This is a genomic window from Desulfopila sp. IMCC35008, assembly GCF_010646885.2.
Taxonomy (GTDB): Bacteria; Desulfobacterota; Desulfobulbia; order Desulfobulbales; family Desulfocapsaceae; genus Desulfopila.
The window spans coordinates 3334279-3354115 of the sequence record NZ_CP050700.1 but is presented as its reverse complement, the minus strand read 5'-3'; the positions used below and the strand labels follow the sequence as shown (position 1 = coordinate 3354115).

General features: G+C 44.3%; 22 protein-coding genes. 8 read left to right on the top strand and 14 right to left on the bottom strand.

From position 1 onward, the window contains the following. Positions 1-105: 105 nt before the first annotated feature. From GA520_RS14615 to GA520_RS14605, 3 genes are all read left to right on the top strand, one after another. Positions 106-1242: an IS4 family transposase gene (locus GA520_RS14615; RefSeq protein WP_304511232.1), complete on the top strand. Its 1137-nt coding sequence runs from the start codon at positions 106-108 to the stop codon at positions 1240-1242. A 307-nt stretch (positions 1243-1549) separates the two neighbouring features. Next, a complete protein-coding gene (locus GA520_RS14610; protein ID WP_163341148.1) occupies positions 1550-4249 on the top strand; it encodes an FAD-binding and (Fe-S)-binding domain-containing protein in 2700 nt (899 codons plus the stop codon). A 108-nt stretch (positions 4250-4357) separates the two neighbouring features. Beyond that, positions 4358-4945, top strand: coding sequence for a TetR/AcrR family transcriptional regulator (locus tag GA520_RS14605; protein ID WP_163341146.1), 588 nt, complete (start codon positions 4358-4360; stop codon positions 4943-4945). Between the two features lie 171 nt (positions 4946-5116). On the opposite strand, the gene GA520_RS14600 is transcribed toward GA520_RS14605, so the two are convergent. Beyond that, on the bottom strand, positions 5117-6172 hold the full coding sequence (locus GA520_RS14600; RefSeq protein WP_240910286.1) for an IS3 family transposase: 1056 nt from the start codon (positions 6170-6172) through the stop codon (positions 5117-5119). Between the two features lie 11 nt (positions 6173-6183). Beyond that, complete coding sequence (locus GA520_RS14595) at positions 6184-6492, bottom strand: transposase (protein ID WP_163341234.1); 309 nt, start codon at positions 6490-6492, stop codon at positions 6184-6186. Positions 6493-7673: 1181 nt separating this feature from the next. Here GA520_RS14595 and GA520_RS14590 point away from each other — a divergent pair. Beyond that, the gene (locus GA520_RS14590) at positions 7674-8387 is read left to right on the top strand and encodes a GAF domain-containing protein (RefSeq protein ID WP_163340873.1); all 714 of its coding nucleotides are present in this window, start codon (positions 7674-7676) and stop codon (positions 8385-8387) included. A gap of 704 nt (positions 8388-9091) precedes the next feature. Here the strand turns inward: GA520_RS14590 and GA520_RS14585 are convergent. Together GA520_RS14585 and GA520_RS14580 are read right to left on the bottom strand one after the other, a co-directional pair. Continuing rightward, the gene (locus GA520_RS14585; RefSeq protein WP_163340875.1) at positions 9092-9481 is read right to left on the bottom strand and encodes a cytochrome c3 family protein; all 390 of its coding nucleotides are present in this window, start codon (positions 9479-9481) and stop codon (positions 9092-9094) included. Positions 9482-9503: 22 nt separating this feature from the next. Further along, on the bottom strand, positions 9504-11030 hold the full coding sequence (locus GA520_RS14580; protein WP_163340877.1) for a flavocytochrome c: 1527 nt from the start codon (positions 11028-11030) through the stop codon (positions 9504-9506). Between the two features lie 1056 nt (positions 11031-12086). Between GA520_RS14580 and GA520_RS27205 the strand changes: the two genes are divergently transcribed. From GA520_RS27205 to GA520_RS14570, 4 genes are all read left to right on the top strand, one after another. After that, complete coding sequence (locus tag GA520_RS27205) at positions 12087-12353, top strand: carbohydrate-binding protein (protein ID WP_370362721.1); 267 nt, start codon at positions 12087-12089, stop codon at positions 12351-12353. A gap of 13 nt (positions 12354-12366) precedes the next feature. Next, positions 12367-12621 (top strand): hypothetical protein, encoded by a 255-nt coding sequence (locus GA520_RS14575; RefSeq protein WP_240910272.1) that lies wholly within the window; start codon positions 12367-12369, stop codon positions 12619-12621. Beyond that, positions 12564-12749, top strand: a complete 186-nt coding sequence (locus GA520_RS27200) for a tail fiber protein (protein ID WP_205749418.1) — start codon at positions 12564-12566, stop codon at positions 12747-12749. The genes GA520_RS14575 and GA520_RS27200 overlap by 58 nt, the downstream gene beginning before the upstream one ends. A 148-nt stretch (positions 12750-12897) precedes the next feature. Further along, entirely contained in the window at positions 12898-13077 is a 180-nt protein-coding gene (locus tag GA520_RS14570) for a hypothetical protein (RefSeq protein ID WP_167528836.1), read from the top strand. A gap of 41 nt (positions 13078-13118) precedes the next feature. Here GA520_RS14570 and GA520_RS14565 read toward each other — a convergent pair whose 3' ends face one another. The 10 genes from GA520_RS14565 to galU all read right to left on the bottom strand — a co-directional run bounded on the left by GA520_RS14565 (position 13119) and on the right by galU (position 19814). After that, complete coding sequence (locus GA520_RS14565) at positions 13119-13682, bottom strand: hypothetical protein (protein WP_163340879.1); 564 nt, start codon at positions 13680-13682, stop codon at positions 13119-13121. Between the two features lie 69 nt (positions 13683-13751). After that, a complete protein-coding gene (locus GA520_RS14560; RefSeq protein ID WP_163340881.1) occupies positions 13752-14267 on the bottom strand; it encodes a hypothetical protein in 516 nt (171 codons plus the stop codon). A gap of 314 nt (positions 14268-14581) precedes the next feature. After that, entirely contained in the window at positions 14582-14716 is a 135-nt protein-coding gene (locus GA520_RS14555; RefSeq protein ID WP_255494466.1) for a hypothetical protein, read from the bottom strand. A gap of 355 nt (positions 14717-15071) precedes the next feature. Next, on the bottom strand, positions 15072-15452 hold the full coding sequence (locus tag GA520_RS14550) for a hypothetical protein (RefSeq protein WP_163340883.1): 381 nt from the start codon (positions 15450-15452) through the stop codon (positions 15072-15074). Positions 15453-15689: 237 nt separating this feature from the next. Further along, positions 15690-16484 carry a hypothetical protein gene (locus GA520_RS14545; protein ID WP_163340885.1) on the bottom strand — a complete coding sequence of 265 codons (795 nt, stop codon included), beginning with the start codon at positions 16482-16484 and terminating at the stop codon, positions 15690-15692. 23 nt (positions 16485-16507) lie between these two features. Then, entirely contained in the window at positions 16508-17155 is a 648-nt protein-coding gene (locus GA520_RS14540; protein WP_163340887.1) for a DUF6498-containing protein, read from the bottom strand. A gap of 155 nt (positions 17156-17310) precedes the next feature. Continuing rightward, positions 17311-17637 (bottom strand): hypothetical protein, encoded by a 327-nt coding sequence (locus GA520_RS14535; RefSeq protein ID WP_163340888.1) that lies wholly within the window; start codon positions 17635-17637, stop codon positions 17311-17313. 159 nt (positions 17638-17796) lie between these two features. Further along, complete coding sequence (locus GA520_RS14530) at positions 17797-17973, bottom strand: AarF/UbiB family protein (protein WP_163340890.1); 177 nt, start codon at positions 17971-17973, stop codon at positions 17797-17799. Continuing rightward, positions 17955-18437: an AarF/ABC1/UbiB kinase family protein gene (locus GA520_RS14525; RefSeq protein WP_163340910.1), complete on the bottom strand. Its 483-nt coding sequence runs from the start codon at positions 18435-18437 to the stop codon at positions 17955-17957. Before GA520_RS14525 ends, GA520_RS14530 begins: the two co-directional genes overlap by 19 nt. A 510-nt stretch (positions 18438-18947) precedes the next feature. Continuing rightward, the gene (galU, locus tag GA520_RS14520; protein ID WP_163340892.1) at positions 18948-19814 is read right to left on the bottom strand and encodes a UTP--glucose-1-phosphate uridylyltransferase GalU; all 867 of its coding nucleotides are present in this window, start codon (positions 19812-19814) and stop codon (positions 18948-18950) included. Between the last annotated feature and the right edge of the window lie 23 nt (positions 19815-19837).

Sequence of the window (19837 nt, the reverse complement as noted above, 5' to 3'; positions counted from 1 at the left end):
TGTCCCATAAATAGTTATGTAAATACAGATAAATAAAGGCCCGGAGAGCTCCTTGTGTTATAATGAAAGTGCGAATTAACATTTAAATACAAGGAGATCCGAGCCATGGCACATTATAACACAATACTCAATCAAATAGCCTCATTTTTACCGAGACATGATTTTGAAAAGCTTGCCCAAAAACATCATCAGGGACATAAGTTTCGCTCCTATAGCCGTTGGAGCCAATTTATGGCAATGACCGTTGCTCAACTTACCGGCAGGAAGAGTCTGCGAGATCTGGTTAGTAACTTAGCTGCAAAGGGTAAGCGCATCTATCACCTCGGCATGAAGCAAACAAGCAGGACTACACTTGCGCGGGTGAATGAACAACAACCACATGAACTTTATCAGGAGATGTTTTTTAAGCTTTTACGGACGTGTGAGGAGCATGCTCCTAAACATCGGTTTAAATTTAAAGGGAAAATTCTCCTCTTGGATGCTACGACCATCAATCTCTGCCTTACTGTATTTCCATGGGCCACATATCGCAAAACCAAGGGAGCAATCAAGTTAAATTTTGGCCTTGATGCAGATGGCTACCTACCAGTATTCATGGATATGACCGAGGGTAAAAGACACGAAATTGAATTGGCCAGAGCACTCAAACTTCCAGCTGGCTCATGTGTCGTTTTTGACCGCGGCTATACAGACTACAGTTGGTATGGTGATCTCGATAAAAGCAATATCACATTTGTTACAAGGCTAAAAAGCAATTCCGGTGCCTATCAATTTGGAAATAGGCGGAAACCTGATACCGAAGATGTCGTCTTGGATTGCAAAGTCAAACTCCCTGGGCATCAAGCCACCTTTCGCCAAGTAAATTATGTTGATCCGGAAACAGGTAAGGAATATCAATTCCTTACCAACTCAAAAAAGATAAAGGCTTCCGAAGTTGCAGCTATCTACAAAGAGCGTTGGCAGATCGAACTCTTTTTCAAATGGATCAAGCAAAACCTCAAGGTTAGAACCTTTCTTGGTACTTCACCAAATGCCGTACTCACTCAGCTGTGGATAGCATTGTGTGTATATTTACTGCTTTCCTATTTCAAGTTTATGGCAAAGTTCAGAGGATCGATTTCAGAGATCTTGAGAATATTGCAATTGAGTCTGTTTGAAAGAAGACCCTTATCTGATCTCCTTAGGCCGCCTGACAAAGTTCACCAAGAGACTAATTCTCCGCAACTTTTATTGTGGAATTAACTGTGGGACAGCAGTGAACCAGCATGCATTTCAGAAACAGAACGATCACTCTTGTAGGCTTCAGGTGGTGAGCAAGAAACAACGCACCGGAGAAAACCACCACCTACCCCATGTTCGCTGTATGCAAGGGCAAGATAACTCGGTGTATGAAAAAAGCTTGCACTTCCAAAATAAAATTGCTAAAAGACAGACAGAGCGTTCTTTCTGTTTTGCTACTACGCAGTCGAAATCCCTGTTGTAATGGCTAATCCAGCTACGCGCTATTGATGATATCAGAACAAACATTCTGCACACAAGGGGGTGCCTTATGAACACTGCAGTCAAGACAGGCTTCAAAGAGGAGCTGAACGCACTACTAGGTGATCGAGTCAGATTTGACGAAGTTGAACGTTTACTCTACTCACATGACATGGGGGTCATGCCGAAACAGATCAAGCGATTTATCAAAACGCTACCACATGCAGTCTGTCAGCCAACCACAGAGGAAGAGGTTATGGAGCTGATGCAGATAGCAACAAAATACAAAATCCCTGTTGTTCCACGTGGTGCGGGGACCGCGGGGTTTGGCGGAGCAGTCCCCACTAAGGGTGGGATTGTTGTAGACACAGCTCGCTTGCAGGGAGTGATTGCCCTCGACAAAGATGCGTTAACCGCCACAGTACATGCAGGAACTGTTTTTAGTGACCTGCAAAGCACACTCATAGAACAAGGTCTTGCGCTCCGGTTGTATCCGTCCAGCGCTGTATCTGCTACGGTAGGTGGCTGGGCTGCAATGGAGGGCGCAGGCTATGGCAGCTACATGTACTCCTACTTTAGTGACAATATTACTTCCCTCACACTGATTCTCCCTACCGGAGAAAAACAGGTTCTCGCGGGAGAGCAGTTGAAAATGGCAACCGGAACCTGCGGCATCACCGGAGTGATCACCAGCATCACCATTAAGATCATGCAGCAGTCGGATGAAAAAGTGACCCTGCTGTCCTTCGATACCCTTTCTCAACTGAGCACTGGTGTCTCCGCAATGAAGGGACTCGGTATACCGGCCTGGTCATCCTCCATACTCCTCCCTTCATTCATTTCACTCATGAACGAAGCTGATGGCCACACGACGCTCGATTCCAACAGATATTACCTTTCAATTGCCTATCTTGCCCGCGATACCGCCGAAGCGGATGCATCCATTAAGGCACTTATCCTAAGCACCGGGGCGCGAAAAGAACCTGGTGACCTCGCTAAAAAAGAGTGGGAAGAAAAATTTTACCCGATGCGATTCAAAAAGCTGGGACCTTCCCTTATCGCAAGCGAGGTAGTTATCCCTGTGGAAAAACTTGAAGAGTTTGTCCAGCGAGTTGAGAAGAAATTCAAGGGAGCATTTGCGCTGGAAGGCACAATGATAGGCTCTGGTGAAATTGCAGTTCTTGGCTTTATGCTTTCCGACGAAAGGAAGGCCGGGTATCCACTGGCGTATGTCAGCTCTCTCTCGGTACTTGGCATAGCAGAGAAACTCGGCGGAAGAGTGTATTCCACCGGACTGTATTTTGCCAACAAGTCTCAAGAGCTGCTTGGAAAAGACCTGCTTCAGGATCTCTGGGCATTCAAGCAGTCCGTTGATCCGCACGGAATAATGAACCCGGGGAAAGTGATCCCGGCCAGCCTGGATAAAAAGTCACCTTCGTCAATGATATGGAAAATGATGTCTGCCGCGGGGCTGGCAAAAGACATTATCGGACTCACAGGGCGCATGCTCTGCTCCTTTGAAAGCACTGGATTAAGCGGCAACATCCCCGCCGCACTTGAGGATGACACGTTCTCGTGTGCCCTTTGCGGATATTGCAGACAAACCTGTACGGTATACAGTGCCCAGCCATGGGAAAGCAATTCCCCCAGGGGTAAATACTTTCTCCTTAATCAATACTCTCGTGGTGAGATAAAATCGAGCGAAGGGTTCATCAAATCACTCAACATTTGCACCACCTGTAAAAAGTGTGACGATGTCTGTCAGATCAAATCCCACAATGCACACAACTGGCTGATGTTGAAGGAGTGGTTTCACCGCTCGGATTTTATCAACACCGGACTTGATACGATCAGAGACAACGTACTCGGCACTGGAAATTTCTGGGGTGTCCCCAAAGAAAAACAGGAGCAATGGCTGGACGTTCCCACTCAAAAAACAGGAAAAATCGGATACTGGGGTGGCTGCTGGGCAAATGTGGTGATGCCGAACATGGCGCAAAACATAACCCGTATCATCGACAAAGCAGGTGTTGATTTTGTCAACCTTGGCGATTCAGCTACATGTTGTGGGCTATACCTGCTTTTAGGCGGCTATGCCGATGACTATCAAGAGTTTGTTTTGAAAAACATCCAGAGCATGAAAGATGCGGGAATTGAAAAACTTGTGCTCTCCTGCCCGGGATGCTACGCGAACTTTTCTGAGAATTACAAGGCAATCGCTGATGCTGCCGGGGTCGATTTTGATGTCAAGTTCGTCCATGCGACAGTGTTCATGAATGAACTGGTTGAAAACGAGCAACTTGTGTTCGAGAATCCTTATCCACACACCATCACCTACCACGATTCCTGTCACATCGGGCGCTGGTTCGGTCACTACGATGAACCACGCAATGTGTTGAAGGCAACCGGAGCAAATGTAGTCGAGATGGAGTCTACGCGGGAAAAATCGCTCTGCTGTGGACTTGTTGCGGCCTTTGACAACCTGCAGGTGGTGAGCGGTTCCGGCTTGAAGCGGGTAAACGAAGCAGAAGCCACCGGCGCAGATTTTGTTATCACAACATGTGCAGGGTGCGGCTCACAGATAAATGCTACCTGTAACGCAGCCGGTACAAAGGTGAAGCAGAAAGATATCACCGACATTGTCGCAGAAGCACTCGGCCTGCCGGTGGATGATCCCACTGAACGTATCGGCACCTACATGAGCGCAACGGTTGAAATGCTGCAAAAAAGCGGTATGAAGAAAAGAATCTACAAACAAAACAAAAAATAATGTACCATGCAGTGCAGGCGGAATTCATCCCCCTGCACTGCTTTGCTTTTTCTTGCATTAATACAATTTCATCGGTATTTTTGTGAAACATTTGTCGCTGAGGGAACCGTGCCTACTGCAACCGTTGACCTGAACACCATTCGTGAAAAGATAATGCTTTCAGCACGCCGGCTGTTTGTTCAGAATGGATATTACTCCACAAGCATCACGGATATCATCAAGCACTCACAAACAAGCACAGGAGCAATATATCACCACTTCCCCAGTAAAGAGGCAATCGCCCGGGAAATACACAAAGATGCAGTGAGCGAATACCTTCACCGATATGCAACACAAGTAAAGCCCAAACAGTCTTTCAGCGAAAAACTCACCGCATATGTTGCCATGATGTTCGAGTGGACAGAGGCAGATTCCGACATGGTAACCTATCTCCTCTATGCAAGGCCTGCGGAAATACTCAATGAAAAATCCACTATCTGCTCGTCGGAAGGGATGAAGACCATTAGCGAATTTCTCACGGAAGGCGTCATCCAGCAAGAGATCAGTATCAACAACTACCATGTCGCAATCGGTCTTATCTCCGGCACCATTGCCAGGCTGATAGACCTGAGGATTGACGGTTTTATCACCACTCCACTCACGGAACTGGCAGAGGAAACAGCAAATAAAATACTATCCGGCCTGAAACGCCAGTAAAAACACAGAACCATCACTGCAAACAACACCTCCCAAATCATAAGGCGTGTATGCAGAGCCGAAATCAACTATTATTGAAGTGGTAAAGTAATAATGGATGTAATGCTTCTCTTGGAATTGGAGAATCCCCCTCGTTGAGTTAGTTGGTTGTTTCTTCTCTTTCAACGCTTTTCAACTGCCCTCTACCGCCGCAGGGAACCCCGTCAAGGCCCGATTCCGATAAAGGGCCCCAACTGAATGCCCGGCAGAGGATATTGGGACTTGGTGGGGTGGATTATTTCCCCGGATGCCCCCTGAACGTTTTTTCTTTCTCGCTTGCCGAGCCAATTCAAGCTTCTCATCTCGTTCCCGGAAGATTTCCTGGGATCGTCCATTTAGTTTATCGATCGGAGCAATATATCCAATGGCACTGTTGAGGCGAACATTGTTGTAATGATGTATATAATCACCGACCACTCTTCTCGCATCTTCAAGGCTCAGCAGTACTCCCGGCCTGATGCATTCCCTTTTCAAGGTGCCGTGCCATCTCTCTATTTTGCCATTACTCTGCGGATAATAGGGAGATGTTCTAACATGGGTCATCCCAACAAACCTGATATACTCCTTAAAGTCTTTTGAGACAAACTGTGGACCGTTATCCGATATGATCCTTGGTTTCTCTTTAGGGAATTGTTCCCTGGCTCTTTGTAACACAATCTCAATGTCCTGCTCGGTCATCGATTCCCGTAACTCCCAGTGGACGATATATCGGCTGCACCCATCTAGAATGGTGCACAGGTAGTAAAAAGTCCCACAGATATTGATGTAGGACATGTCAATATGCCAGTGCTCATGTATCCCAAGGGGTTGAGTGAAACCATTACCCTTCTTCGACTTGCCCTTACTCCACCTCTGCAGTAGACCTGCACCGCTCAATACCCGGTAGGTAGAACTCGGGCTGACGGCGACAATATTGTTATCCAGCATCATGAAGGTGAGCCGTCTATAACCTTCAGCCGGGAACTTGTGATGATAATCGATTATTGCCTGCCTTTCCCAGGCTTCGAGCCAGAAGTCTCGTGGTATAAGGCCATTGTGCTCGTTGGCCTTGCCGTACCTGTCCTTCCAGTTGTAATATTTGCTTGATTGAATTTGCAGCCAACCGATATATTTCACTGCGGGGAGACCTGTTACCTCTGACCAGTACCTCACGAAATCTATTATACTGTCCCGAGTATCGTGAGGCACCCAGGCTCCTTTCAGATCTCCCCAAGATCTTTTTTTAGCTTGACGTGCTCCTCCATCAATTCAGAGAGCACTTCGTTCTTACGCTGAAGTTTTTGCTCCAGAGCTTGAATTTTGGCCTCATCCTGCTTTTTCTCGGTTGTCTTATTCCGATCAAAAGCGGCGGCACCGTGTTCAAAAAACTCTTTCTGCCACCTATAAAAGACGGTCGGGTGAAGATTGTATTCGTCACACAGATCTGAAACAGGGACATGATCAACAAGGTGCCGTTTCAAGATGGTTACTTTTTCTTCCCCTGAACGATTTTTTCTTTTCCTCTTCATTGAGTTCTCCTTTGGTTGAGTATGTTAACTCAAACAATAGAAAACTCCAATTCCCGCTGAACCAATACATGGACACTTTCTTGAGTTTGGATTTCTATTCAACAAGGAGTTATCGTTTTGACCAAGAGAAGAAGAGAATGTGCGCAGTGATTCAAGGAAGAAGCTGTTAGGCAGATTCTTAAGTACGGATACAAAATTACAGAAGCAGTAATGAATCTTGGAGTCCAGCCAAAGTATCCTACACAGGTTAAAGAGTACAGCTTCAGACGAAATCGCTATAAAGCCATACGTTCCCGCCAAAAACAACTTTACTGATGTAGGCAGTATTCGAGTATGTTTTAGATGTTATGCATACAGTCACAAATCATTTTCTGAGAAAGACAGGTAAGCGAGACATTGCTCTATTTGATATCGGTCAGTGGGTTGTTGGTTGAAATTGGCAGATGTAATATTTTCAGTTCCCAGGTTGCCTAATTTTTAATATGTCTACTGTATCTAGAAAATAACGTTTTTCCATAAACCTAACAACAAAAAAAACAGAATATGCTACGCGGAGTCCATGAGATGTTACAGGATTACACGACATCACGGCCTCAGAGACTAGAATTGGCAAGGCTAACCATTTAAGCAAACCTGTAATTTAGGACTATTCCTGTGAAGGTGGCGGTGCGCCTGTCCGGTAAAAAGAGCTTGCTGGTTGTAAGAGGATTCTGGAGGAAACAGGAAGCACCTAAAGCTAGAGGGAAAGGCTGAACTGCTCACCTTCGCTTTGGCAATGTTAAGTTCAAGACTCTGTTGCTCAAATTACCTTGTCTTTGGATATCTATAGTTTGCAGTTGCTCCATTTCTGATCAATTTCATGGGAGCAGGCAAATCTACCTTATCAGAAACACCCTTAGTCCTTAGTCTCCTTCCTTTCTCTCTGGCTTGAGATCGCCAGTGGATATCTTTATCTGTCAACTTGCTTATAGCCCCCTGACCATCTGCTTCAGTTTAAATTTGAGGGACAGCCATTTTTGTGATAACCTTTTTTGAAGATAGCATTTGAAGTTGTTAAAGAATTAGACTTATGATTCCTTAGGTATCATGTCGGAAATCTTCAATGCCCCCCCCCCAATCACCATGATTAGAATAACAGCCAATACAAGTCTTAGAATAACTTTGTGTGGATGGATTAACGAATGAAAGAAAATCTACAAAACCAACTAGTTGAAATCGAACAAGATGTGCTAACCAAATGGCAAGATATTGTCGACATAATCGCTGAGTTGATTGATATTCCTGCCGCACTTATCATGCGCCTTGTTGAATCTGATATAGAAGTTTTTGTTTCCAGCAAAAGTGAAGATAATCCTTATCGTCCTCGAGATCATGAGCATTTTCTGGGGTCTGGATTGTATTGTGAAACTGTTATAAATACAAATGATAAGCTTTTGGTTCCTAATGCTCTTACTGATGAAAAATGGAAGAATAATCCAGATATAAAACTCAACATGATATCATATTTGGGTTTCCCAATTACTCTGCCAGACGGGAGACCATTTGGAACCATTTGTGTTCTTGACAATAAAGAGAATGCATACTCTGAAACATACGAAAATCTTATCAAGAGTTTCCGTGAAATAATTCAGTCCCATTTGGCCCTCATATATATGAACACTATATTGGGTGAAAAAAACAAAAGCCTTTCTGATTATATTGCAGAAATAAAGATTCTTCGTGGTATTGTTCCAATATGCTGTGTTTGTGGGTTAATTCGTGATGACACAGGAGTTGAACACGGGAAGGGGGGCTGGCTTAAAGCAGATAAATTTGTCATTGAAAAGACCGATGCTCATGTGTCCCACACGTATTGTCCCATATGTTATGAGAAAGCAATGGAAGACGATACGTAAATTTTTTCATGATCATTTTTGAGTCATCTAAGTATTTTCTAAACTGAACCTTGCTTGCCATTGTCATAAATTCATCGGTTTTCAAGATAACTTTCGGCATATATAATCTTTTCCATCTGGGAATAAACTGCATTCCAGCTCTTAACATTGCCGCATCCAACCTAAGAACTTTCTCAAGTTACCTCAGGTTGAGGTTACTACTCGGAGGTTACGCTTTCCCAAATTCCTAGATACAAAAAAGGAATCTGAGAGCAGAGCTTATCCATCACCTTCTCTTTGGGAAACTTTACTTTGCAGTTACTCCATTTCTGAAGAATTCTCTTTACATATTCTGACCTACTTAGGAATTATGTTGCGACTGTGCCGAGCATTTGATTTACATTTCCAAAAGACATCTCTTCTTCTGAAAAAAGTGACTATTTATCTCTATCTCCGATCTGGAGGTGCAACTAGCAAATCTTCGCAGGTCATGTCGTGCATCTCCGGTAACTCGATGGCAAGTTTTCAGGAGTAAGGTACTGATCAACCATAATAGAAATGATCTGAAAGGTCAGTTTATCCTTAGCCTTTGTCAAAGCAGTGACAGCTGTGATGGGATGTTCTTAATTTACCGTTGAATCTATTTTTAAACTTGTGTGATTTAAGTGGAAAGATATCATGTTACAAAGAGGCCTGATACAAAAGTACCAGACCTCTTTGGTCATCTATTTTTTATAGTTGGGATAATCGAACGAATGACAACCAGCACAAAGTGATTTGTTCTCTTGGTGTTCTCCATGACATTCCATGCACGGTACATCCTTGCCATAATGCATATTGTTATGGGGATTTTGCCATTTTTCATCGTCAGGGCGGGATGTAGCTTGTATCAATTCGTCTCCATCGTGGCAGTCGAAACAAACGAAGTCAGGTGGAAAAGTAGTCGGTTTAGCATTATTATGACATGAATCGCAGGAGTTTCCATTATAAAGATCAGCATGATAGCTCCGGCCTTTTTTATCTCCAAATTGCTTCAGAGTCTCTCCAGCAAAGCATGTGCCTGCAGCAAACAGAGCTGCAATTACTATAAGAAGTACTTTCAATTGTGGTTTCATAACTTCTCCTTGTTTCATGCAATTATGATTTCATCATCGTGCGGGATGCAGTCATACCCATAACCATGCAGTCGGGAATTGAACAACTACCTAATCGACTTACACCATGCATACCTCCTGTAACCTCTCCACCGGCATAAAGGCCGGGTATTGGTTCCCATGTATTAGAATCAATCACACGTGCATGTACATCAATTTGGGCACCGCCTTGGCAATAATGAACCTTCGGCCAGTTCCGAACCACCACAAATGGGGCCTGAATGTATTTGCCTTCAGCTTTACCCATTGGTTTTCCAAACTGTTCATCAATTCCTGACTTGACGTAGCCGTTATACTCCTCAATCTGTTTTTTAAGTGGCTCTAAAGGCACCTTGAAATGAGCAGCAAGGTCTTCGACATTGTCAAATTTCCACCCCACGCCATATTTGAGTACTTTTTTCATGGTGGGATGCTCTTTAGCATGTTCATAACTTGTGATAGTTATTGGTGGAAGAGGAGAGCCATCATCGTTGCGAAGAGCGAGTTGCGCGTCAGACCGTGTCTTCCTGTCTGCAATTTCATTCATGAACCGTTTACCTGTTTTAACATAGACGGAAATAGAATGAGCAAAATTGTAAATTGAGTAGTTTGAAACATAGCCAAAACCATCCTCATCTGGTGAAGCCCATGGTCCGGTCTGTATATACGCCATATGAACCGGAACAGCACCGACTCTGAACATCTCAAGAAGAGCTTCCCCTGTTGCGCTGGGAGGATTGGTGGAGGGAACTTCTTCGGTAAGGGTCGGATCCTGGGCACTCCGAAGTCCCACATTTCTGGCAAAGCCACCTGTCGCAATCAAAACACCACGTTTGGAACGTACATTTACCGGAGTACCCTCAACATCACGCCCAAAGTAATGTCCCATCAGCATCTTTGCACCGATAACTGTCCCTTCGTCATTAAAAATAAGGCTATCGAATTTAGCCCTGGTAACAAGTTTTATACCAAGTTTTCTGCATTGATCTACGAGTGGCCGAATTATACCAGCACCACATGCCTCTATCGTCTGGTATGTGCGAGGTACTGAATGTCCACCGAGTTGCTGTAAATACGGCACATATTCACTACCTGCATCAAGGGTCATCTGAAGCGCTTCATTGGCGTGCCTAGCAACATGAAGCAGGAGGTTCTCATAGGCCACTCCACGTCCTGCTTTTAGCTGATCCGCTGCCATTGTTTCAGCTGAGTCTTCGATTCCTTTTTCCTTTTGTAATGGTGAGTTTGGAACGGCAAATAAACCTCCATTATATGTGGAGTTACCGCCAAAATACGGCATTTTGTCGTAGACAATAACATCCTTTGCCCCTAACTTTTTTGCTTCAATTGCGGCTGCGAGGCCAGTAAAACCAGAGCCGATAATGACAATCTCGTGCTCTTCTCCCCAGTTTACTTCATTTTCTTTGGCCACGGCATTCAACGCAGGAACAGCCAGTGATGCCGCACCAGCTATCCCCATACTAACGAGAAACCTACGACGATCTGTCTGAAAGTTCTTCTTTTTTTCCATAATTTTAGCTCCCTTTGGTTAGTTTTTTCTATCCACGCAGGCGCAAGATATTGAATTAACAGATTAAAATCAACTACTTGGGTGCTTTCTTACTAAGTGATGGTATGTGTGACTGTGTAATGTTTTTAAGTTACACAAATAACCACTTTACGGAGTCAGAAAAAGATTTGAAAAACACGCTTTTGATATCTTCCTTGAGCAGAGGCGGCTAACGATGACCTCAAAGCGGAAGATTTGATGAAAATCTCGATGTAATACCCAGCAACGATAACATATATGAACCTGCCCTGCAAGGTTGGTGAGGTCCATTAAAACCGGCCTAATTGGGTCGGTGATAAGGTAAAAAGAGAGGGCTGATCTATTTTTCCCCACATATAATTGGGCATTGATATCAATTCTAATTTGATCTAGGAATATAAGGTATATATTGCCAGACCAAACCCTCAGAAACACTAGTCATTATCAAACATTATACTTCTACTGTTCAGATAATCACAATTATTTTCAAATTCTTAACAACAATAAAGCAATTTCATATTAGAGCTTAGTCCATGAACACCTTCGTCTCAGTCGTGAGAGGGAAGCCTGAGCTGATGCCTGAGCAGGTAATTTCAGCAGCGAAACGTTGAATTAAATATTGCCAAATTAAAGGTGATGAATTTTGTCATCTACTCAAACGAGAGGTGTTTCCTGTGCAGATTAATGGAACGCAGGTTGTCTTTACAACAGGTATGACAGACAATTATCCATGGGGTATGTTTCTCCCATCTATCATTACGAAATTATATAAGCATTGAATAACTCATCAGGAAATATGATGGCCAAGATATTATAAAACGGTTTTAGAATTTTTTTTAATAAGAAAAACTGGCAATGGGCATATTCACTAGGAATAAAGGTGACATATCCAGAAAAAGAGTGGGATATCGGAAGTTATCAGATCGAACGTAGAGATATGTGAAAATTAATGGGAAAAAAGGTAAAAAAAGTAGGTTTTTAAAAATTATCAAAGTCCGATCGATTTTTTTGAAAAAGCTAAACTAGGCCCACAAAGCAATGGATTATCATTTAATGCAGCTGGGAGAGAATGTTATGTTGAAGGTTTTGAGGAATATGTGTCTTGTGGCAGCAATATTCGTTTTTATTACAAATTCAGCAACTGCCGATCAAGTCGTTGTAGTGCCTCTAGGGACAACTGTTAACATTGATGCCCCTATTCCATGGAAAGGTCAATGGAGGGTAGGTACTTATTACACTACCGGAGATGCTGTGCAGCATAACGGCAGCAGTTACATCTGCATTAAACCCCATATTGCAGGGTAAAGGACAGAATCCTTTGACAGCGTTTGGGATTTACTGGCCGCCCAAAGGCCAACTGGAGAGACAGGGCCTGCCGGAACAGCTGGAACTACTGGACCAACTGGTCAACCAGGAGCCGAAGGACCACAAGGGCCGCAGGGTGAACAGGGCGAGCGAGGACCGCAGGGTGTTCCAGGAGATCCTGGAGCAGGACCATTTATTGGCGAAATACGAATGTTCGCCGGTCAGTTTGCTCCCACAGGTTGGGACTTTTGTGACGGGCAACTGTTAGATATTGCTACATATCAAGAACTTTTTTCCATCCTAGGAACAACCTACGGTGGTGACGGGCGCACAACTCTTGCCCTGCCGACCTTAGGGGGCGAGCGCCTATCCACGAAGGCCAGAGCTCTAGCTTGACTAATCGCCGCCTTGGTGAAACAGGAGGGGCGGAAACAGCTACTTTAACAACAAACCAGCTGTCACCCCATAATCATGCAGCATCGGGTACCATCAATGTATACAACCAGGTAGCAACGCTTTCTCACCTGAGGGAATTATCTTCTCCATGCCAGCCAGTCCTGCCAGCGATTATTACGACGATACTGCAAATGCTACCATGGCCGCGAATTCGGTTCAAGTCACAACAGAAGACTCTGGTGGTAACCAGCCTCACGCCATAATGCAGCCATTTATTACAGTCAACTTTATCATCGCTCTGCAAGGTACCTACCCTCCTAGAAACTGAGGACAGAGCAGGCGGGCAGAGATTGTTTTACATTTCTTAACTTAACTCTTTTGGCCATCCTGCCGAGGTAAGGGGGAATCTTCATTTATCTCCTGCAGAAAAGTATTAAGAAGTTCTGTAAAAACCTCCTCCGATTTCGAGTTACTTTTGTGGAAGGGGTTTAGGATACCGTCCAGAGCAGAATCCGTTTTCTCAATATGTCTTTTGGTAAATATGTATTCCTTTACCATTCGAGGCCCTTTCATTAAAGATACCTCAAATCCGTAACTGAATTCCGCTTCAACAGGAGCCATTGCACCGGTCAGTAAGGCTTGTGCTAAAGCTTTCGGATCAATTGCCCGGTAATATTCAATGGTCATGCTGTGTGGTGTGGGTTCAGCACCAGCCTCAGCTTCTTTAAAGAGGCATTTTACGCAGAACAATCTGTCCCTGATGAACTGTTCCGTATCAGCATCACGGTATGTCCCTTTAAACTCTACTCTAACAGGTGTGAAAGGACGCATGTTCTTCAAATGCAGAGATGTCCTGGGGGCACAGCCCAAGGTAAGCACACCACTGCAAAAAAACAGAGAAAGGCAGAGAATCCAAAATAATCTCTTGAGCATAGTCACATTCCTTTGATAGCGACATAATAGTAAAATATCTGAACAAGAGAGCTTATCCACCAATAGCCATCAACGTGGTGTCAGCATTCTGCAGGGTCCTCCGCATCTACAGAGAAACGCCGATTGGTTGTTGTTCTGAAAAAGATCCGTTGGTTCCAATATTTCAGTTAGAGCATCAGCGATCGAAACAAAGTTTGCCTCGGACAATATACAGTCAGCATGGAGATGATAAAGGTGCAGGTTATGATCAGCAATGAAATCCCAGGCATAACTTAACCCCATATCAGGGTCAGCCGTCGAGTATCTCTCTCGAAGCTCCTCTCCGACTTCCTCTTTGTTTGCAAATGCGATAATCTCAAGGCGCAATCGAATTTTTACAGCTTGTTTTCCAATTGTTGCATAACTGGTATAAAGAATGTCTGATAAATCATTCTTCTTATTACTAGCCAGATCAAAATTCCATGGTAAATCTTTTACTAATGAAAGACAGGCTGTTCCGGTCCCCGGTATTATGCAGTCCTTTTCTTTAAACGCGGCAGCTTGCATTTCGGCAGAAAATATAACGGTTGGTGATAATATTGCCACTAGTGCACCAGTGGCAGCTGCCTTTCTAGTAAAAAGGATTATGGATAGTAATTTATCCCAATACTGTTTTGTACTAATACTCTCCCCCTCCTCATATTATTCTATTGCAGACATAGTAGTAAAGTTCAGCTAAGGCAAGCTGTCCTCATTTTTGTGGCATCATCTGCTGATCCACAACGTTTAGGTCTTCTAGCGCTTCTAGTACTGACTTATATTCCCGATCCACTGAGCGATCATTGGTAACCAGCATAACTTCCCCAAGTAGCTTTGCAGCGTTTTCAAGCTCTCCTTCTGCCTCATATAGAACAGCTGTATTATAGCCCGCTGCTGGGTTTGAGGTAGCTAGCCAGCGTTGTAAAAAAAAGATCGCGAGCCTGGACAAGACGCCCATCTTTAGTCATCTGCAAGGCCAGTTTCATCTCAGCATCATTCATGCTGTCAGTTTTCATGCTCCTGCTTTCATAGGTAATATAGGGAGCGAGGCGTTTAACTATCTGTGTAATAATAACGTCTACACAGTCGTTAAACCAATATTCCTGGTGATTGAGCTGATACCTCTGTTTTCTCTCAACCTCCTCAACCCTGTGCTCTGTGAATCTTTTCCTTTCTATGAGACTATTATCCGCTACACGTACAATTTTATATGAAATCGAAAATTCTCAGTCCTGCCGCAGCCAAGGAATTTGGTGGATAATCGTTTTCTGGAGCTGTGGGTCATAGACTTTTTCTTCCTTAAAATATTCTTCCAGTTCACATTCTGTCTGTTCCACCTTACCTACAAATATCGCTTTAGCATTTAACAATTTAGCTTTTTCTATAAGCTCCTTTTGGGAACGCCTCCTTACGGGCACCCATTGACGTCATATCCACGATGTCAAAATAACCAGTATCGCGCAAAGCGTTAAAGATTTCGTTTGTAGCATAGGATGCCGCCTTACGAGCATGTATATCATCGCCATAGTTTAACCCCGCACTGTTAGCAATGATACCAATCACAAAATCCTCTACAGAGTCTATACTCCCATGATAGTAGTCAAAATCGGTGAGGGCAAGGCGGCGCATGGAAGACATATCAACCTCAGCAGGTCGCAACCTCTGCAGTTTAACGGTTGGACTGCAGCCAATGAGGAAAAACATCATGCCAACCAGGACAATAGGAAAAGCTTTCTTCAATGGTATACACATAGTTTTTTCATTCATCAAATAATGTTCAACTCAATCAGCACAAAACTTGCCCTTAGCCTAAAGAGGATTTGCCGATTCTCCTGAAAATACTATAAATAATCGGCATAATAAATGTCAGGTAGATGGCCTACTTTTCCTGAATTAGAGCTGATTATCACATTAAAAGATATGTTACCGTCAAATAAAAGCGTAATCCACCAGTTTTACTGATGAGTCGCACGGAACCAAATTGTTAACCTATTCAGTTAAAAGTCCTATGGTGTCTATATTGTTGTAGCCACGGGCTTGTTTGGTATCGAGCACCAGCCGAACAGTGGCTATCTCTAATGGATCCTTGAAGCGTATAACGCTCACCCGGCTTTTCTTGATCGGCTTCATGGCACCGGACCAAAGTCGGGTCTTCTTCATGGGACCCATTACAGTCTTGGACTCATCCATGCTGTAGTAGTTGTCTATGCGATCCACAGCAACTATTGCGCCAGGGTTGAAGGTCTCCACGATGACGATGGCCTTGGCTTTTACCGGTTGTAGCCAGTTATCGTGGCCCTTACGGTTCCAGGTGCCAATGACGAACTCCTCGCCCACGTCTGGGTCCTGAGGCTCCCAGACCCGGGAGTGGGTCCGTTTGTGGTCGGGGTATACGTTCGGACCATAGCCGTCACAGAGCCGTCGCCAGTTATCGCTCTTGGCGTTACCCCTGATATCACCGGCACGGCCCACGTGGCTGCCGTCGGCGGTGTTCATGCACCAGACTATGTTGTTATCCTCGGCGTCCAGACGAGCCTGATCCCATTCTTCCAGGGTGGACCCCTCAATTGCAGCGTCCACGGTGAGTTTGCGGGCCTCCATGAACCGGTCAACTTCGCCGACCTTTTTCATTATCATGAAACCGGCTACCACCAGCACCAGCAGGGCCGCCACTCCCACCAGCAGCAAGCGCTTCATTAGTTCCTTCAGGGGTAGAGGTTCCTTCGGGGACTGCTCATCAGTGTGCTCTTTCTGCCGGGGCTTTTTGTTTTTCTTTTTGGCCATTTGCGTACCTCCGTTGAAGGAAATTATGCAGTTATGGACTTGCTCCAGTTAATGACAACCACTGCGTGCATGATCAAGTCAATCAGGGTCTTGAGCAAGAGGAATACAAACAACGCCATGACAGACTCCGGGCTATAAATGGCAGCTATGAATATCACCAGGTGCATTGGCAGCACCCTGGCATAGGGCAAAAAACACATACTGGCGATTCCTGGTGTCGAAGCGGCGTCCTGGCGCAAATGCTGGCGATAAGAAGCGGCATGGTTGATTCCGAACAATAGCACACCCACCATGGCCGCGAGCACCACCTCCATGGGTATCTCGTCCAAAAAAGACAACAGAAAGATCAGGTAAACCAGGTGAAAAAAACTAAAATGAATGGCAAAGAAATTGGTCATCCAGCGCTTGACCGCTGGCGTAGGCTCTTCGATGCGTTTACCATTGATCTTGAGCCCGGTTACCGAAAATTGCTTGAGGCGTCTAATGCGCAGCCAGTTGAAGACGCCGATGATCACGCTCTGGCACCAGTAGACCCACATGAGCGGAGCCAAGCTCCAGCCCTGGGCCAGGGCCATGATCATGGTGGCCAGGTTGGCGGCCAGCAGCCACAGTATACCGGGGCCCACTTCACGAATGAGATCGTGCAACTCCTGGCGGGTTTTGGGTTGCATGTCTTGGGCCATATGGCAGGTGGAATAACTTTTGTTCCATAGTCAGTGCCACTTGCCCTCTGGCTTATATCACAATGATAAACTAGGGGTAAATGATACAGACTTTTTGGAGTGGCTTATGTTTTGATATAGATAGAGGAGTTTTACAAAGACTTTTATTTTACTCGAACATAATCAGCGACCCACTGGATCTTCAGAGTCTCACCTTCAATTGCTGCAATACCACCAGATTTTTCTCCACCTGCCTCAAATTTAAGATAATTTCCATCCAATGTCCATTTTCCTTCACTGGCTTTGCCTGCGTAGTTAACAAAATGCCCAGTACCATCAGCCTTCAAATTCAATTCTCTAAAAACACCTTTCTCTTTTTCAGAATGCCATTTGCCTGGAAGAATCTCTGCATCCAAAGCGTAAACAATAGTAGTACTAACAAACAGAAAAAACAAAGAAAACAGTACATAAACCAGAGCATTTCTCTTCATCGTAATCTCCTTAATTGAATGTATACAATAAAAAAACTCCTCATCTAAACAACTCGCGTCTTTAAGACGAGGAGTTTTAACCATCCCCGATATAGACACTAAACTGTATACGGTTACCCACTATTTACACGTGCATTGATTAGCCGACATGGCGTATACTCACCGCATGAATGAATTTTGACTGTTTTTATCTACAACTGCTCCTAGCAGATCTATCAACTCATATCTATCTTCATCAGTCAATCGGCCAACCATGCCCCAATCGATGAAACACAATTGCATTTCATCGCCAACCAACATATTGCCAGGATGGAGGATCAGCATGAAAAAATCCATCTTCTAGTATCTGCTTCGTAGCTGTATATAGACCATTCTTTGCAACTTTTTTTCTCAATACTTGGAAATGCGGTAATTTCCTTAAATATGAGTCCATCGAAATATTCCATCACCAAAAGCTTTTTTGAACTGAGATCTTTGTATACTTTTGGTACGTAAACATCACCATTTTCGATATATGAGTGGGCAATGTTCATATTGTTCAATTCACGAGTGAAGTCTAATTCTAGCAAAAGTGTTTTCCGCACTGTTTCGGCTATCTCAGGAAGTTCATAACACCTCAATTCTTCGAATTGATGGTCAAGAAAAACACTTATTGATTCAAGAATATCCAAATCAGATAAGATATTCTGCTCTATTCCCGGGCGTTGAATTTTAATAGCCACCTTCTCGTCAGATGAACGTAATCTGCCCTTATGAACTTGGGATAGAGAGGCAGCTGCAACCGGCTTAGAGTTAAATATCGAAAAGTGTTTACTGGTTGGGGGCCAAGACTATCAACAACAACCTGCTCGATCTCGTTGTAACTGACTGGTGTTACATCATCTTGTAACTTTTCCAGTTCATGAAGTAATTCCTCTGGTAACAAGTCTGGTCTCAAACTCATGATTTGCCCGAATTTGATAAATGTTGGGCCCAATTCCTCCAGAACTTTCCGAATACGCCGATATAAGTCTAAATCAGCATCTATGGGACTTATTTTTTTCAACAAGTCGGTCCCTGGCATGTCCAATCGCCCAACTACTTCATCAAAACCGTATTTGGCCAGTATTACGACGATATCGTTAAAACGTCTAATTTTTTGTAAATCCCTGATTTATAGCATAGTATCCTCGATGATTTTAGGGTAATACTTGCTGGTAATATTGATTTCAGACTTGATGATCAGTATACAGCCAGGCTGTTTTAAGCTTCACGGCCCACTCCTGGAAGAAATCTTCTGTTTGTCCGAACAACCTGTTTTGATGACCAGATCAGCAAAGCATCTCTTTGAGTTTTGGCAACAACACTTCCCTAAGCTCAGGCCGATCGAGAGCAAAGGCGACATTGGCGAGTTGAAAACCGGCTTTATCACCGCAGTCATAGCGTTTCCCGTCGAACTTAAACCCGAACACTGGCTGTTCTTCCAATAGTTTTTCCATAGCGTCGGTAAGCTGTATCTCTCCACCGGCACCTTTTTCATTTCTGCCAAGATATTCAAAAATACGGGGCGTCAAAATATATCGACCGATTGCAGCAAGATTAGACGGAGCCTGCTGCGGGTCAGGCTTCTCGACCATCGATTTAACCCGGACACTTCCAACTGAGGTCTCTCCTGGTTCTATAATTCCATAGCGACCCGTCTCTTCGGGGGAGACTTCAGTAATAGCCATCATTGAAGCACGAAGACGTTCAAATTCCTGGATCATCTGATGAAGGACAGGTACTTCGCTTCGGATCAAATCGTCTGCCAAGAGGACGGCAAACGGTTCATCACCAACAATATCCCGGGCACACCAGATGGCATGGCCGAGTCCCAATGGTTCGCTTTGACGGGTATAGACGATATTGCCGGATGTATGGAGCAACGACTTGACGGACTTGAGAAGATCGGTCTTATTTCGTTCCGCCAGCGTCTTTTCCAGTTCAAGGTCAGAGTCAAAATGATCCTCTAGAGCGCCTTTGCCGGATCCAGTGACAAAAATAATCTGTTCGATGCCAGCGGCGAGCGCTTCTTCAACGGCATACTGTATAATCGGTTTATCTACCACCGTGAGCATTTCCTTGGGCATCGCCTTCGTGGCCGGCAGAAATCGGGTACCGAGACCGGCAACGGGGAAGACCGCTTTTCTTATTCGCATATTTTTCACCTCTAAATAAATTA